Genomic DNA, 16123 nt, shown 5'->3' with positions numbered 1-16123 from the left:
TTGGTATATTGTTTGCTAATTTTTTTATAATGTAAAGGAAAATAATGGAAGTTAAAGCAAAACTTTTAAACCCGGCAAATGCTACTGCAAGTACTCAAATAAAAGCAGATGAGCTAAATGCTAAAGTTGAAAATTTAGCTAAAAAAGCTGCTAAAAATATAAAAATAGATGGTTTTAGAAAAGGTAAAGTTCCAACATCACAGGTGCTAAAAAGATACAGAAAAGATCTTGAAAATGATGCAAAAAATGATCTTTTTAGAGATATTATCACTGAAAGTTTAAAGATAGTAGATAAAAAAGTTGATGCAGTCATAGGCGAGCCTATGGTTTTAAAATTCGATGAAAAAGACGGAAATATCGACGTTGAGCTTGAGATTTCATTTAAACCAGAAGTTGATATAAACGGATTTGAAAGTATCATTCCTGAGTTTTCTACTCCAAGAATAACTAAAAAAGAGATCGAAGAAAAAACAAATGAATTTCTAACTATGATGGCGCCAGTAGAAAAGATAGAAAAAGAAATTTTAGAAAAAGGCGACTTTGCTAAATTTGACTTTGAAGGTTTTGTAGATGGCGAAGCATTTGAGGGTGGTAAAGCTGAAGGTTATGTGCTAGAGATCGGTTCAAATCAATTTATTCCGGGATTTGAAGATGGTATGATAGGGCTAAAAGTCGGTGAAGAAAAAGATATAAATGTAAATTTCCCAGATGCTTATGGTGCAGCTCACTTAGCAGGAAAACCTGCTGTTTTTAAAGTAAAACTACATGAAATTCATGGTAAAAAAGTAGGTAAGCTTGATGAAGAAACACTTAAAAAATTAATGCCGAATGAAGAAAGCGTAAGCGTAGAAAAATTTGAAGAGCGTCTTAAAGAACAACTAAGAGCCGATAAAATGCAAAAACTTATTAATGATGAGCTAAAATCTAAATTTGCAGAAGCTGCTGTGGCTAAATTTGTCTTTGATCTACCAAAAAATATAGTAGAACAAGAGATAGATATGCAATTTAGAAACGCATGGGGCAACTTCAGCGAAGATGAAAAAAAGAAATTTAGTACCGATAAAGAAGAAGCCTTAAAACAACGCGAAACTTATAGAAATGAAGCTGAAAAAAGTGTGAAGCTTACTTTTATCATTGATGAGCTTGCTAAATTTAAAGGAATAACAGTAAGCGATGCTGAGCTCGTTCAAGCCGTATATTTTGAAGCATATAGATATGGAATAGATCCTAAAAAACATCTTGATGATTATAAAAAACAAGGTATATTGCCGGCTATAAAAATGGCTATGATAGAAGAGAAGCTCTTCAATAATCTATTTAAAAAAGATGCCAAAGAGGATAAAGAGTAATGAGCTACTATATCCCGTATGTAGTCGAAAAAACCAGCAAAGGCGAGAGAAGTTACGACATATATTCTCGCCTTTTAAAAGATCGTATCATTATGCTTAGCGGAGAGATAGAAGACGCTATGGCAAGTGCTATCGTCGCTCAAATGCTATTTTTAGAAGCAGAAGATCCAGACAAAGATATATACTTGTATATTAACAGTCCTGGTGGCGTAGTGACTAGTGGATATAGTATATTTGATACTATGAATTACATAAAACCAGATGTTTGCACTATTTGTATAGGACAAGCCGCTAGCATGGGTGCATTTTTACTTAGTTGCGGAACAAAAGGCAAGAGATACGCCCTACCAAATTCTCGTATCATGATACATCAACCTTTAGGTGGTGCTAGAGGACAAGCTACTGATATAGAGATCCAAGCAAAAGAAATTTTGCGTTTAAAAGAGAATTTGAATACGATTTTAGCAAATAATACAGGTCAAAAGCTATCAAAAATAGCAAAAGATACGGATAGGGATTTCTTTATGAGTGCGCGCGAGGCTGCGGAGTACGGACTTATAGATAAAGTGCTAGAAAAGAGCTTTAAATAAGCAAGATTAAGAGGGGCTTTCGTGGTTAAACTAAGAAACGATAAAGATCGTATAAATTTACCAAACATTAGTGAGACGCCAAAACAGCAAAATCTTTCACAAACAACAACTAACAAAAATGTTAGTAGATCTACAGAAAAAGAAGGCGATAGCGGTGTTGATTTAAATAAATTTTCACAAATCGTATTGAAGCAATTATCAGACGACAATATCCAAGCTACGCCTAAGAATTTCGATATTTATTTTTGGAAGCTCTTAGAAACCAAACCAGCAGCATTTCAAAAGAGAGTTTTGGAGCTGGTGGATTATGAAAAAGATGATGTCGTAGAGCAACAAGCGCTTATGGAAAAAGAGATAAAACTCGGCTTTGGTCAGATAAAAAATATGCTTCAAATCATAGCTTTGATCTATAAAAATTTGGTTGTGATGAAAGGTATAGTTCAAAAAAGACTTGATGAGGCCAAATCAAACACAAACTCTTTAGAAATTCAAAATATCATAAAAATCTTTAGCGATGAGCTTGCAAAGCTCAACTCATTGATGGAGCGGCATTTAGACGTCATAAAAAATAGCTATGAAGACGTAGATAAGATATTTAAAAACATAGAAGAAAAATCCATATATGACTCTAAATTTGGAGTTTATAACAAAAAGTATTTTCTAAAAAGCATAGAAGATGAGCTAGAGAGTGTAAAAAGATATAATTATAACGTTTGTGTTATGCTAATCCATGTAAAAGATTCTGTTTTAAATTCGATAGCTAGCATAAAAGATAAAAACGGAATTCTAAGAAATATAGCCAAAATTCTACTTAAAACTTCGCGTAGAAGCGATATAGTCGCTCATTATGGAGATGGGTATTTTGGTATGATCATGAAGCATACAGATATTGAAGGCGCAAAAAAAGCTTGTGAAAGAATAGGTCAAATGCTATATCAAACTACGTTTTTTATAGGCGAAGAAGAGCTTGATATAGATATAGAAATTTCCGTTATTGCTCTTGATTCTGGATATAGCACCGAGGAGATTGTTTCTAAGGCGCTTGATGGTTTGGCAAAAAGCGGTAAGAGATTAAAGCTTTATGAAGCGATCGAGGAGATGTAATGGTACTAGAGATACTTACTTATCCTGACAAAAGGTTGTTTGATAAAGGAGAAGAAGTCAAAGTATTTGATGAAAAGCTAGGTCTTTTTTTGGACAATATGTACGATACTATGATAGCAAAAAACGGTATCGGACTAGCGGCTTTGCAAGTTGGAAAGCCGATCCGCGCTTTTATAGTAAATTTAGTAAATGAGCAAAATATTCAAGATAAAAATGATCTTTATGAGATAATAAATCCAAAATTTATTAAAAAAGACGGTGAGATAGTATATCAAGAAGGATGCTTGAGCGTTCCTGGATATTATGAAGATGTCAAGCGCGCTGCAAACGTCTTGCTCGAGTATCAAGATAGATTTGGAAATACAAAAACACTAGAAGCAGATGGTCTTTTGGCTGTAGCGTTGCAGCATGAAAATGACCATTTGGACGGTCATTTGTTTATAGAAAGAATCGGCTTTAACAAACGTAAAAAATTTGATAAAGAATATAAGAAAAACTCCAAAAAAGCTATATGAAATCACTAAAAAGTGCTTGCTTAAGCGACACCTTGCATATTATAAATATAGAATCCGCATTTCTTAGAGCTTTACCGAATTTTGATATCGTAGGACTTGCAAGTACAACCATAAAAGAGTCTGTTTCACGTGTAAAATCAGCCCTTGCTAGCGTGGACGGCTTTACTCTACCTGCCCTTAGAATTGTTATAAATTTAAGTCCAAGCGATGTAAAAAAAGACGGCTCACACTTTGATCTTCCTATCGCTCTTTTGATTTTGTTACAAAAAGAGAAATTTGAAAATGACTTTTTTGTCTTTGGAGAACTCGGACTTGATGGAAGTGTCAAAAGTAATGCGGAGCTATTTTCAATACTACTTTTTCTAAGCTCACAGGTCAAAAAAGCCAGAGTTTTAGTGCCTACTTCCATAGCACAAAAAGCCTCTATGATACCAAATTTAGATGTATTTGCGGTTTCAAATTTAAATGAGGCTAGAGAGTTTTTCAAAAACAATGAATTTATGCAGAGCTGTTCTGTAAAAAACTCACATCCTCTTTTTGATAACGCAATAGAGATAAACGGGCGTAAATTCGTTCCAAATTTAAACTTTGAGCTTGATTTTATCGATATTAAAGGTCAAGAAAGAGCTAAACGAGCTGCTCTTATATGCGCCGCAGGTATGCATAACATACTTTTTGAAGGAAGCCCGGGATGTGGTAAGTCTATGAGCGCTAAAAGAATTCGCTACATTTTACCTCCCCAAAGCCTAGAAGAGATACTTTTAGCTAGTGCTTACCAGTCGCTAAATTCCAAAGATGCTCCTTTTAGCTCACTTAGAGCTTTTCGCAGTCCTCATCATACCAGCACTAGAAGCTCTATTTTTGGTGGCGGAAGCGGCACAGCAAAGATAGGCGAAGTTGCTTTGGCAAATGGCGGCGTACTATTTTTTGATGAATTCCCACATTTTGGAAAGCAGATACTAGAGAGTTTAAGAGAGCCGTTAGAAGACAATAAAATCAATATTTCACGTGTAAATTCAAAAGTCAGCTACGAGACTAAATTTGTTTTTGTCGCCGCGCAAAATCCTTGTCCTTGTGGAAATGCTTTTAGTAAAACAGCACTTTGTAGATGCTCTGATAAAGATAAAAGTAGGTATCAAAACTTAGTTTCTTCGGCACTTTTAGATAGAATTGATATCTATGTTGCGATGAGTGAAGTAAGCAGCGATGATAAGGCTACTATAAGCAGCAAAGATATGCAAAGTATGGTTTTAAAGGCATTTGAAATGCAAATCTCGCGTACTCAAAGTGAGCTAAATGGTAAGCTAAATGACGCTGAGATACTTAAGTTTTGTGTATGCGATGAAGAGGCAAAAGTGGTCTTAAATAAGGCGGTTAGTAGCTATGATCTTAGCCAAAGAGGCATAAATAAAACTTTAAAAGTCGCTAGAACGATAGCAGATCTAGAAGGTAGTCAAATGATACAAAAAGCTCATATTTTAGAGAGCTTGAGCTATAGGATGAGAAAATGAAAAATTTGTATTTTAGCAGTGATGAATTTGATAAAAATGCGATTTTTAATTATTTTATGAATGAGCTTATATTGCAAGAAAATGCAGCCCTTAGCGTAGCAAATTTAGTAAGAAAAAAATTAAAAATAGGCTCAAAAATCTTTGTTGTTTGCGGTGGTGGAAATAACGCAAGCGACGCTATAGCAGCTGCTAGAATGCTTGAGGGAGACTATGAGTGTAAGCTGTTTTTTACCACTTCAAACCTAAATGAAAACTGCAAAACTCAACTAAAAATAGCTAAACAAATCGGTGTAAAAATTTGTGAAAATTTTAGTTTAGATGGAGTTCATTGCATAATCGACGGGATATTTGGTAGCGGACTAAATAAAAATTTAGACGAAAAAACCTTGCAAATATTAAATTTGATAAATAATGTTGATGCCCTTAAGATCGCGATCGACTTCCCGAGTGGACTTGAAAAAAATGGACGTATTTTAGGAGCTTGCTTTAAAGCTGATTTTACCGTAACGATGGGCGTGAGAAAACTAGGACTTTATAGCGACGCGGCAAAAGATTTTGTAGGTGAAATAGTATGCTCGAATTTAGGCATTTGTGAGAGTAAATTTGCTAGCGAGGATAGCGATTTTTTACTTGAGCTTGATGATCTTAAACTTCCTAATCGTGAGGTTTTAAATACAAATAAGGGCGATTTCGGTCATGCTTTTGTGGTTTGCGGCGAGTTAAGCGGAGCTGCTAAAATTTGTGCTAAAGCTGCCTTGAAAATGGGTTCTGGTAGAGTGAGTCTTGTAAATTTAAATAAGCAGTGTATAAATTTAGATGAAGAAATTATGCAAAAAAACAGTTTCAAAGGAGCGGACGCAATCGCTGTTGGAATGGGGCTTGGAGAAGCTAAATTTGATATAAATGAGATACTAGATATACCTTGCGTGGTTGATGCAGATATATTTTATAAAAAAGAAATTTTAAGTTTTTTGCACAAAGATGATGCCATTTTAACTCCTCATCCAAAAGAGTTTGCAAGTCTTTTAAATATAGCGGAATTTGGAAATTTTAGTATAGAAGATGTGCAAAGAAGCCGCTTTGAGCTAGCTAGAGAGTTCTCTAAAAGATTTTCCCCAGTCTTGGTTTTAAAAGGCGCAAACGTTATCATAGCTAAAAACGGCGTGCTTTATGTATCAAATTTAGGTACTCCTAGTTTAGCAGTAGCAGGAAGCGGCGACGCACTTTGTGGAATACTTCTTGGATTTTTAGCTCAAGGTTTTAGCCCGCTTGACGCAAGCTTAAACGGAGTTTTAGCTCACCAAAAAACCGCGCTGTCTTACAAAGCAAACGGTTATAGTTTCACGCCAAACGACATTATAAAAGGACTTCAATGGTTATAAAAAATATTGCTATTTTATTTAGTGGAAGCGGTTCAAATTTAGAAGCGATACTAGAAAAAGTGCATGGAAAAGTTTTTGGGAACGTAAAAATAGTCGCCAAACTACTCATTTGTAACAAACTAGACGCTTATGGGATAGAACGAGCCAAAAAATTCGGGCTTACTACTACTATAATAGAAAATAAAGCATTTAGTTCAAGAGAGGAATTTGACGCGGCCTTGGTTAAAGAGATAGAGAAAAACGAGATAGACTTGACTATTTTAGCCGGATTTATGCGTATTTTAACTCCCGTTTTTACCAAAAATGTAAAAGCTATAAATCTTCATCCGAGCATTTTACCGCTTTTTAAAGGTGCTCACGCCATAAAAGAGAGTTTTGATAGTGATATGGCTGTTGGCGGAGTGAGTGTTCACTTAGTCAGCGAGGAGCTAGACGGCGGTAGGATTTTAGCTCAAGAAACATTTCAAAGAGACGGTAAAACTTTTGAAGAGTGGGAAGAGACGATACATAAGATAGAGCACGAAATTTTACCAAAAACGATCATAAATATTTTAACAAATAAGGAAAACAATGTTTGAGTGGATCTACTCTTTGGAGGCTTGGATAAGTCTGCTTACTCTGACTAGTTTAGAGATAGTTTTGGGTATAGATAATATCATTTTTATAGCTATTTTATGCGGCAAACTTCCTGCTCATCAAAGAGATAGAGCTAGAGTTTTGGGGCTTGGTCTTGCTATGGTAACTAGAATTTTATTGCTTTTGAGCTTGTTTTGGATTATGAAGCTTACAACGCCTCTTTTTAGTATTTTTGCACAAGAAATTTCAGGAAGAGATCTTGTATTGATAGTAGGCGGTCTGTTTTTGATAGCAAAATCCACACTAGAAATTCACTCTCACGCTACTGGCGAAAATGAGAGCGAAAATATATCAAAGATAAAACATGCCGGTTTTATGGCGACGATAGCACAAATAGGCGTGTTAGATATAGTTTTTTCATTAGATAGCGTAATAACAGCAGTCGGAATGGCTGATCATATAGAAATAATGATCCTAGCTGTGATCTTAGCAGTTGGTGTTATGCTGCTTGCTAGTGGTGTTATAAGCCGTTTTGTTGATAATAATCCAACGATAAAAGTGCTTGCTTTAGCATTTTTGATAATGATCGGTATAGCACTAGTCGCAGAGGCTTTAGAGCTTCATATACCAAAAGCTTATATTTATTTTGCAATGGCATTTTCTTTGGGTGTAGAGATGATAAATATTTACTCAAAAAAGAAGCATTCTAAATAATTATCTAAATTTAGCTTTATTTGGAGCTAAATTTAGTTTTTTAAGATTGCTTTAATTGACAATATATAAAAAAGTGGATATAATTTCATCTCTTAATTTGAAGTAGTGATACTCACACTTCGGGGTGTAGCGCAGTCTGGTTAGCGCACTTGGTTTGGGACCAAGGGGCCGAAGGTTCGAATCCTTTCACCCCGACCATTTGGTGAGTGTAGCTCAGTTGGTTAGAGCATCAGATTGTGGTCCTGAGGGTCGTGGGTTCGATTCCCATCACTCACCCCATTTGATAGATCCTTTATGCGCTCGTAGCTCAATTGGATAGAGCGACAGACTTCGGATCTGTAGGTTATGGGTTCGACCCCTATCGGGCGCACCACTTTAGTTTTGCTGAGTTTTTTGCAGCTTTTTTGTTATTTATTTTAGCTATGCGCTCATAGCTCAGCTGGATAGAGCAACGGCCTTCTAAGCCGTAGGCCAGAGGTTCGAATCCTCTTGGGCGTACCACTTATTTTTATGCGGACGTGGTGAAATTGGCAGACACGCCAGACTTAGGATCTGGTGCCTTACGGTGTGGAGGTTCAAGTCCTCTCGTCCGCACCATTCAATCTTTTTCTTATTTTTCTAAGCACTTTTTAATATGCTAAAGCTTATAAATCTAAATAATTCGCAAGTTAATGCTTTAAATCAGATGGTAAAATCTGCCCCCCCCCATACGCTAATAAATTAATGGCGGTGATTATACCTTAATAAAACAAAAAAATATCTGAATTTAAGATATATTTTATATTTATTAAATTTTTTAGATGAGAATATTTATAAAAAGATGAATTTATAATAAGTTTGAATGCGAAATTTGGTATCAAAATAGCCACTATAAGCCTTTGATAACCAAAAGGCTTATAGTCAAAAGCCCTAAAAAGAGCTAAAATTACTTAATAACGCCACACGCCATTCTAGCGCCACCACCACCAAGTGCTTTTGGATGATCGCTGTGATTATCTCCGCCGATATGAACCATAAGAGAGTGATTTTTTAACTCGCTTAAATCTTTAATTTTAGGAGATAAAACAGGATTTGTCGCTGTGCCATCAGCTGCTACATATAGAGCTGGTAGGTCGCCTTTATGTCCGTTATCATCCCAAGGGAAAGAGTGATTACCACTATTTGCTGGATCCCAGTGACCGCCTGCTTTCATACCTAGGCCTTTATCTGTCGCACCGCAATCTGGATTTGCATGAACATGGAAGCCATGTAGTCCTGGCTCTAGGCCTTTAAGATTTGGGAAAAATGCTACGCCGTAGTTTGTTTTAACTGCGATTACGCTACCTACTGGAGTGTTTTTATCTTGTCCTAGTAAATCAACTTTGATCTCTACATGATCAACACTTTTAGGGTCAAAAATCGTCATATTAGCAGCTAATAAACTAGAGCTAGCTAGCATTAAAGCAGATGCTACAAAACCAAATTTTTTCATATTTATCCTTTGTAATGAAATAATTTCGCATTGTAACAAAAAATTATTAATTAAAGTAAAAAATTTTAAATAAAAAATTTCAATATTATTTAATAAAACCATCATCTATGATTTTAAATTCTTACTAAATAATTGTATAATACTCAACTAAAAACTCCAAAGGCTAGCCATGACAAAACAGCAATTAGCAAAAATCATCTGGGAAGGTGCGAATAATCTACGCTCAAAAATGGAAGCTAGTGAGTATAAAGACTATATGCTAGGCTTTATATTTTATAACTTCCTTTCTCAAAAAGAGCTAGAATATCTCAAAAAACAGCAGTGGAGCGATGATGAGATAAAAGCCTTAAAAGATGATGATGAATACGGACAAGATATTAAAAACACTCTAGGCTATGTCATAAGCTATGAAAATCTTTTTAGTACTTGGGTGGAGCTTGGTAAGGATCTTAAAATCTCAAATGTAATAGACGCCCTAAATTCCTTTGAAGATAAAAACATAGCTGAGAATAAAAAAGAGGTTTTTGGCGGTATTTTTGATACTTTGCGTTCAGGCATAATCTCTCTTGGCAAGACAGCCACAGACCAATCCACCGCTATACAAAAGATCATCTCACTCATTAAGCAAATCCCAATCTCAAGCAAAGATGGCTATGATACGCTAGGCTTTGTTTATGAGTATCTTATCTCTATGTTTGCTGCAAATGCTGGTAAAAAAGCTGGCGAATTCTACACGCCACACGAAGTATCCCTTCTAATGTCGCAAATCGTAGCCGAGCACCTAAAAAACCGCGATACTATAAAGATTTACGACCCCACATCAGGCTCTGGCTCACTGCTTATAAATATAGGCAAAGCCTTTATGGCTCATAACAAAGATAAAAATAGGATAAGCTACTACGCCCAAGAGCTTAGAGTAAATACCTTTAACCTTACTAGAATGAATTTAATAATGCGAGATGTTTTAGCAGATAATATTTTTGTCAAAAACGCAGATACCTTAAAAGATGATTGGCCTGAAATGATAGATAGAAACGGCGAACCTTTTAGAATGGATGCGGTGGTAAGCAATCCGCCTTATTCGCAAAAATGGGAAATCATAGATGGCAAAACCGCAGCCGACCCACGCTTTAGCTACGGCGTAGCACCAAAGACTAAGGCTGATTACGCCTTTTTGCTCCACGACCTTTCACACACGGCAAATGATGGCATAGTAACCATTATCTTACCCCACGGCGTGCTATTTCGTGGTGGCAGTGAAGCTGAAATTCGCAAAAATCTTATCTTAAACAACCACATTGATACCATTATAGGCCTTCCGCCAAATATATTTTACGGCACTGGAATTCCTACTATTATAATGGTTTTAAAACGCAGAAGCGTAGATACTAAAAATGATATTTTATTTATCGATGCAAAAGATGGCTTTGAAAAAGTTGGTAAAAATAACCGCCTAAGGCCAAGAGATATTAAAAAAATCACAGACACCATAAAAGAGCGTAAATCTTTGCCAGGCTACTCATATTTAGCCCCGCTTGATGAGATAAAAGCAAATGAATATAACCTAAATATCCCACGCTACATTAGCCCTATTAATGATGAGATAAGCGATGATCTATACGCCAGTATAAATGGTGGGATTCCAAACTACCAGCTTGAGGCTTTAAGTGAGTTTTGGAGCGAATTTAGTGAGCTTAGAAGTGAAGCTTTTAGCTTAATTAATAAAAACTATAGCACACTTAAATTAAGCTCTGATGAGCTAAGAGAGCATAGAGATATAGCTAAATTTAAAGAGCATTACGCTAAGCATTTTACTAGCTTTGAAGGCTTTTTAAAAGAGAATTTGATAGAAAATCAGCCTACAAATCCAACCGCCCTTTTAGACCTAGCAAGTATAAAGCTAAAAGAGACTTTTGATGATATTAGGCTTATTGATTATTACGATGCTTTTGGGGTGCTTGATAGCGGTTTTCAAGGGATTTGTGCTGATATAGAGCTTTTAAGCCAGATAGAGAGTAGCGAGAAAATCGCCCAGATTATACCGCTTGAGATTATTAGTAATCTTTATTTACAAGATGAGCTAAATGAAATTTCAAATTTAAATAGTGAGCTTAGCAAACTCTCAAGCGATTTTGATGAGATGATAGAGGGGCTAGAGCTTGAGGATAAAGAGCAAATTTTTAGTGATGATAAGCTAGATAGCAAAGCCTTAAAAAGCCTAGCAAGTGATAAAACTAGCGTTTTTTATAAGTTATTTGAAAATAAAGAAAATCAAAAAGCCCTTGATAAAAAGATCAAACAAACCCAAATTGAGCTAGATACAAAAGCCTTAAAAACGCTAGATAATCTAAATCAAGCCGATACTAAAAAATGCCTAGAAATCAAATGGATAGAGCCTATAATAAAAGGTATTTTAGCCCTATGCGATGATAAAATGGGTGAGTTCATCTCTAAAATTTTAAATCTAAATGAGCGTTATAAAGACACTCTAAAAGACCTTGATAGCAAGATAAAAGTCCTAAGCGATGAGCTTGTAGCTGATATAGAGAATTTAAAGTGCGATAATGAAAACGACCAAGAAGCCTTAAATGAGCTTATGGCGCTTTTAAAAGGCTCATTATGAAAAGCCCAAAAATCCGCTTTAAGGAATTTAATAGCGAGTGGAATTCCACAACTTTGGGAGAGCTTGGCGAAATTGTGGCTGGTGGAGATATTGATAAAAATAAAATTTTAAGTAAAGGCATTTATCCAGTTTATGCTAATGCTTTAACAAACGATGGAATTGTCGGATATTATAATGATTATTTTAGAATTTCAGCACCAGCTGTAACTATTACTGGTTGTGGCGAAGTAGGATATGCACAAGCAAGATTTAAAAATTTTACACCTGTTGTAAGATTGTTATCATTAAAAACAGATAGTAATGTTAGCTTTATTGCTTGTTCTATAAATAGGAAGAAAATAGCTGTTGAATCTACTGGTGTCCCACAATTAACAAAACCTACATTATCTAATATTAAAATCCAAATCCCAACCGACCTAAAAGAGCAAGAGGCAATTGGGGAGTTTTTTAGAAAAATTGATGAAATTTTAGATTTAGAAAAATTAAGATTTAAAAAATTTGAAAATTTCAAAAAAACTATGCTTGATAAGCTTTTTGTAGCTTCTGGTGAAAATAAGCCTCGCCTCCGCCTTGGCTCTTTTACTTCCAACTGGACTTCTGTAACTTTGGGAGAAGTGTGCGAAATAATAAAAGGTCGGCAAATAAATAAAATTGATTTATTACTAAGCGGGAAATATTATGTTTTAAATGGCGGAGTTACACCTTCTGGTTATACAAATTCATTTAATACAAATGAAAACATTATTTCAATTAGTGAAGGTGGTAATTCTTGCGGTTTTGTAAATTTTAATAAAGAAAAATTTTGGTCTGGCGGTCATAATTATACTTTACAAAATTTAGTAATTAATACTAGATTTTTATATGCTTTATTAAAATATAGAGAAAAAAACATTATGTCGCTTAGGGTTGGTAGTGGTTTGCCAAATATACAAAAATCAAGATTATTAGAATTTAAATTTCAAATCCCAACCGATCCAAAAGAGCAAGAAGCAATTGGGGAGTTTTTTAGAAAAATTGATGAGATTTTAGAGCTTAGTCAAAAGAGAATTTCAAAGCTTGAAAATATAAAAAAATATCTATTAAATAAAATGTTTGTGTAGGAATATGAAATGAGTTTTACCAAAGAAAAAGATTTTCAAAATGCCTTAACTGAGCTACTAACTACCAAAAAGGGTTGGCTAGATGGAGTGCTAAAGTATCCAAGCCAAAATGATCTTATAGCAAACTGGAAAGCCGTGCTAGAGCATATAAATCAAAATAAGCTAAATGGTCGCAAAATCAGCGATAATGAAATGGATAAAATCCTAAATCAACTAAGAGATCTAAAAACCCCAAATGATATAAATAAATTTATAAATGGCAAAGAGATAAGCATAATGGGCGATGATGGTTTGCCATTGGTGCTATTTAACTACGATAGAAATAGCATAGGTCAAGGCAAAAGCGTGTATCAAATAGCTATTGAACCTAAATTTGATAAAACTAATGAGCTAGGACTAGCTGGTAGGGGCGATATGTGCCTACTCATAAATGGAATGCCACTAATCCACATAGAGCTAAAAAGAAGTGGCGTGCCAGTAAGAGAGGCTTGTAATCAGATAGAAAAATATAGCAAGAGAGGGTATTTTACTGGGATTTTTAGCCTTATTCAAATTTTTGTAGCTATGAATCCTGATGAGGCTCTATACTTTGCTAATCCTGGTAAAGATGGTAAATTTAATGATAAGTTCTTTTTTAACTGGGCTAATTTTGATAATATGCCGGTAAATCGCTGGGATAAGTTCGCTGGGGAGTTTCTAAACATACCAAAAGCTCACGAGCTAGTGGGATTTTACACCATAGCAGATAGAAGTGATGGAGTGCTAAAGGTGATGCGTAGCTATCAATACTACGCAAGTAGTGCGATACGAAATATCGTAAGCAAAGCACAATGGGGTAATATCCGTGGCGGCTATGTGTGGCATACGACTGGCTCAGGTAAAACTATGACTAGCTTTAAATCAGCTCAACTCATAAGCGAGCATAAATTAGCTGATAAGGTGGTATTTTTGGTAGATAGAATAGAGCTTGGAATTCAATCAAGCTTAAATTATAAGAGCTTTTGCCTTGATGATGACGATATAATAGATACTAAAAGTTGCGATGACCTTATCAAAAAATTAGCAGATGATGAAAATACTCTAATCATCACTTCAATCCAAAAAATGGGAAAAATAGATGATGAAATCATAGCTAGAAAGAAAAGGGAATTTGATAAAATCGCTAAAAAACGAATGGTAATCATCATAGATGAAGCGCACCGCTCGACTTTTGGGGAGAATATCAAAAGGATAAGGGATAATTTTAAAAAAGCTATTTTATTTGGTTTTACAGGCACACCAATCCACAACGAAAACGCAAAAGATAATATCACAACTAGCGATATTTTTGGCGATGAGATACATAGGTATAATATCAGCGATGGAATAAGAGATGGCAATGTTTTGGGCTTTGATATCACAGCTATAAAAACCTATAAAGATAGCGATATAAAAGAAAAAATCGCCCTAAAAAAGGCAAACGCTAAAAGCATAGATGAGGCTATGAGTGAGCCTAAAAAGCAAAAAATATATGATGAGTATATGGCAAAGCCTATGAGTGAGCTAGAAAAGATAGCTGATAGTATCTTTGATGATGAAAAGCATAAAAGGCTAGTAGTAAGGGATATAAAAGATAGATTTACTAGCGTAAGTAGAGCTAGGCACTATCATGCCATATTTACTACTAGGAGCATAGAAGATGCGATTATATACTACAAGCTTTTTAAAGAAATCGCCCCTGAGCTAAAGGTAGCTGGGCTGTTTGACCCTAGTATTGATAACTCTAGCTTAAAGGCATTTGATAAAGAAGCTGGAATTTTAGAAATGCTACAAGATTATAATGATACATTTAATAAAAGCTTTACTATGCAAAATTATAAAAGCTATAAAGCCGATATAAGCGCAAGACTAGCACATAAAGATGCATATAAAAATATAGCCGAAAATCAAAAGCTTGATATTTTAATAGTAGTAGATATGATGCTTACAGGATATGACTCAAAGTGGGTAAATACTATTTTCATCGATAGGCTTATGGAGTATGAAAAAATCATTCAAAGCTTTTCACGGACAAATAGGGTTTTTGATGCGTATAAGCTCTTTGGCAATGTGTTTTACTACTACAAAACAAATACAATGAAAGAAAATATAGACAAAGCGTTTAAACTCTATGGCGATAGCAATATCAAAGGGCTTTTTGTAGATAAGATAAAAGATAATTTACAAAATTTAAATAAAGCCTTTGATGAGATCTGCTCTGTGTTTAGCAATGCTGGGATAAGCGATTTTTCATCTTTGCCTAGCGATGATGAGAGTATAGCTAAATTTGCAAAAGCTATGAAAATGCTAGAGAGATATAAAAACTCAGCCGAACTGCAAGGATTTAGACTAGATGATGTAAAAAATGGAGTATATGAGTGCCAAAATGTAGAAGTAAGGCTAAATAATGAAATTTACGCTAAATTAATAGCTAGATATAATGATATAGTAAAAATGCAAAGCAATAGAAGTGGGGATAAAGAAATTTTTGAAATCGACCCACATTTAAGCGAAGGCGCGATAATAAAAATAGATATAGACTACATAAACACGCATTTTAAAAAGCTTTTAAAAGCCTTAGGCGATGGCGATATTGTAGCTATAGAGAATATAAAAAATGATATTCATAGCTCATTTGGAATTCTAAGCGAGGGGGATCAAGAATTTGCTAGAATGATCTTAGCCGATCTAGAAAATGCTAAGATAAAAGATAGCGAGTTAAGCTTTAATGAGCTACTTTATAGCTATAAAAATCAAGATAGAGATAATCATATAAAAAAGATATGCGATGGGCTTGGGATTGATGAAAATGCCGTAAAAAGGCTAATAAATGAACGCAGAGATGAAAATAATCTAAATCAACATAATGACTTTGAAAATATAATGGATAAGATGGATTTAGACAAAGCTAAAGCATTTTTAAAAGAGCGTGGCGAAGATATAAAATCTCTAAGAGATATAAAACCAAAATCCAAAAATATAGTGAAAAATTTGATTTTAAACTACTCAACAAAGTAAAATTCCTTTGCTGGTAATAATGGATTTTAGGATATTTTGCTTTATTTTTATATGTTTAGTTAAATCCTAATAAAAGCCATAAATGCGAGTTGAAATTTTATTTTATTAATAATTTTTTGCACTATTAATTACGGCATTGTATAATTTACTTT

12 protein-coding genes and 5 tRNA genes are annotated in these 16123 nt (G+C 34.7%); 16 read left to right on the top strand and 1 reads right to left on the bottom strand.

The window, feature by feature from the left end:
• Positions 1-44: 44 nt before the first annotated feature.
• From tig to CHHT_RS08315, 13 genes are all read left to right on the top strand, one after another.
• Positions 45-1349, top strand: a complete 1305-nt coding sequence (gene tig / locus CHHT_RS08375; protein ID WP_034961760.1) for a trigger factor — start codon at positions 45-47, stop codon at positions 1347-1349.
• On the top strand, positions 1349-1939 hold the full coding sequence (gene clpP / locus CHHT_RS08370; RefSeq protein WP_034961762.1) for an ATP-dependent Clp endopeptidase proteolytic subunit ClpP: 591 nt from the start codon (positions 1349-1351) through the stop codon (positions 1937-1939). The genes tig and clpP overlap by 1 nt, the downstream gene beginning before the upstream one ends.
• 21 nt (positions 1940-1960) lie before the next feature.
• Positions 1961-3043, top strand: coding sequence for a GGDEF domain-containing protein (locus tag CHHT_RS08365; protein ID WP_034961764.1), 1083 nt, complete (start codon positions 1961-1963; stop codon positions 3041-3043).
• Positions 3043-3558 (top strand): peptide deformylase, encoded by a 516-nt coding sequence (def, locus tag CHHT_RS08360; RefSeq protein WP_034961766.1) that lies wholly within the window; start codon positions 3043-3045, stop codon positions 3556-3558. Before CHHT_RS08365 ends, def begins: the two co-directional genes overlap by 1 nt.
• Complete coding sequence (locus CHHT_RS08355; protein ID WP_034961768.1) at positions 3555-5069, top strand: YifB family Mg chelatase-like AAA ATPase; 1515 nt, start codon at positions 3555-3557, stop codon at positions 5067-5069. Before def ends, CHHT_RS08355 begins: the two co-directional genes overlap by 4 nt.
• Positions 5066-6451, top strand: a complete 1386-nt coding sequence (locus CHHT_RS08350; protein ID WP_034961770.1) for a bifunctional ADP-dependent NAD(P)H-hydrate dehydratase/NAD(P)H-hydrate epimerase — start codon at positions 5066-5068, stop codon at positions 6449-6451. Before CHHT_RS08355 ends, CHHT_RS08350 begins: the two co-directional genes overlap by 4 nt.
• Positions 6442-7029 carry a phosphoribosylglycinamide formyltransferase gene (gene purN / locus CHHT_RS08345; RefSeq protein WP_034961772.1) on the top strand — a complete coding sequence of 196 codons (588 nt, stop codon included), beginning with the start codon at positions 6442-6444 and terminating at the stop codon, positions 7027-7029. The genes CHHT_RS08350 and purN overlap by 10 nt, the downstream gene beginning before the upstream one ends.
• On the top strand, positions 7022-7741 hold the full coding sequence (locus CHHT_RS08340) for a TerC family protein (protein WP_034961775.1): 720 nt from the start codon (positions 7022-7024) through the stop codon (positions 7739-7741). The genes purN and CHHT_RS08340 overlap by 8 nt, the downstream gene beginning before the upstream one ends.
• 120 nt (positions 7742-7861) lie before the next feature.
• Positions 7862-7939 (top strand) — tRNA-Pro (locus CHHT_RS08335).
• Between the two features lie 4 nt (positions 7940-7943).
• Positions 7944-8020 (top strand) — tRNA-His (locus CHHT_RS08330).
• 17 nt (positions 8021-8037) lie between these two features.
• Positions 8038-8114, top strand: a tRNA-Arg gene (locus tag CHHT_RS08325).
• 51 nt (positions 8115-8165) lie between these two features.
• Positions 8166-8242, top strand: a tRNA-Arg gene (locus tag CHHT_RS08320).
• 11 nt (positions 8243-8253) lie between these two features.
• A tRNA-Leu gene (locus CHHT_RS08315) sits at positions 8254-8338 on the top strand.
• Positions 8339-8666: 328 nt separating this feature from the next.
• Here the strand turns inward: CHHT_RS08315 and CHHT_RS08310 are convergent.
• Complete coding sequence (locus CHHT_RS08310) at positions 8667-9212, bottom strand: superoxide dismutase family protein (protein WP_034961777.1); 546 nt, start codon at positions 9210-9212, stop codon at positions 8667-8669.
• 169 nt (positions 9213-9381) lie between these two features.
• On the opposite strand from CHHT_RS08310, the gene CHHT_RS08305 reads away from it, so the two are divergent.
• The 3 genes from CHHT_RS08305 to CHHT_RS08295 are packed head-to-tail and all read left to right on the top strand — an operon-like array spanning position 9382 to position 15971.
• Positions 9382-11835, top strand: coding sequence for a type I restriction-modification system subunit M (locus CHHT_RS08305; RefSeq protein WP_074898780.1), 2454 nt, complete (start codon positions 9382-9384; stop codon positions 11833-11835).
• On the top strand, positions 11832-12935 hold the full coding sequence (locus CHHT_RS08300; protein ID WP_051663713.1) for a restriction endonuclease subunit S: 1104 nt from the start codon (positions 11832-11834) through the stop codon (positions 12933-12935). The genes CHHT_RS08305 and CHHT_RS08300 overlap by 4 nt, the downstream gene beginning before the upstream one ends.
• A 9-nt stretch (positions 12936-12944) precedes the next feature.
• Complete coding sequence (locus CHHT_RS08295; protein WP_034961779.1) at positions 12945-15971, top strand: type I restriction endonuclease subunit R; 3027 nt, start codon at positions 12945-12947, stop codon at positions 15969-15971.
• Positions 15972-16123 lie beyond the last annotated feature (152 nt).

Origin of the sequence: Campylobacter hyointestinalis subsp. hyointestinalis (assembly GCF_013372145.1) — a bacterium.
In the GTDB taxonomy this organism is placed as follows: Bacteria; Campylobacterota; Campylobacteria; order Campylobacterales; family Campylobacteraceae; genus Campylobacter; species Campylobacter hyointestinalis.
Note: the sequence above shows the minus strand (reverse complement) of the source record. Positions and strands in the feature narration are given on the sequence as shown.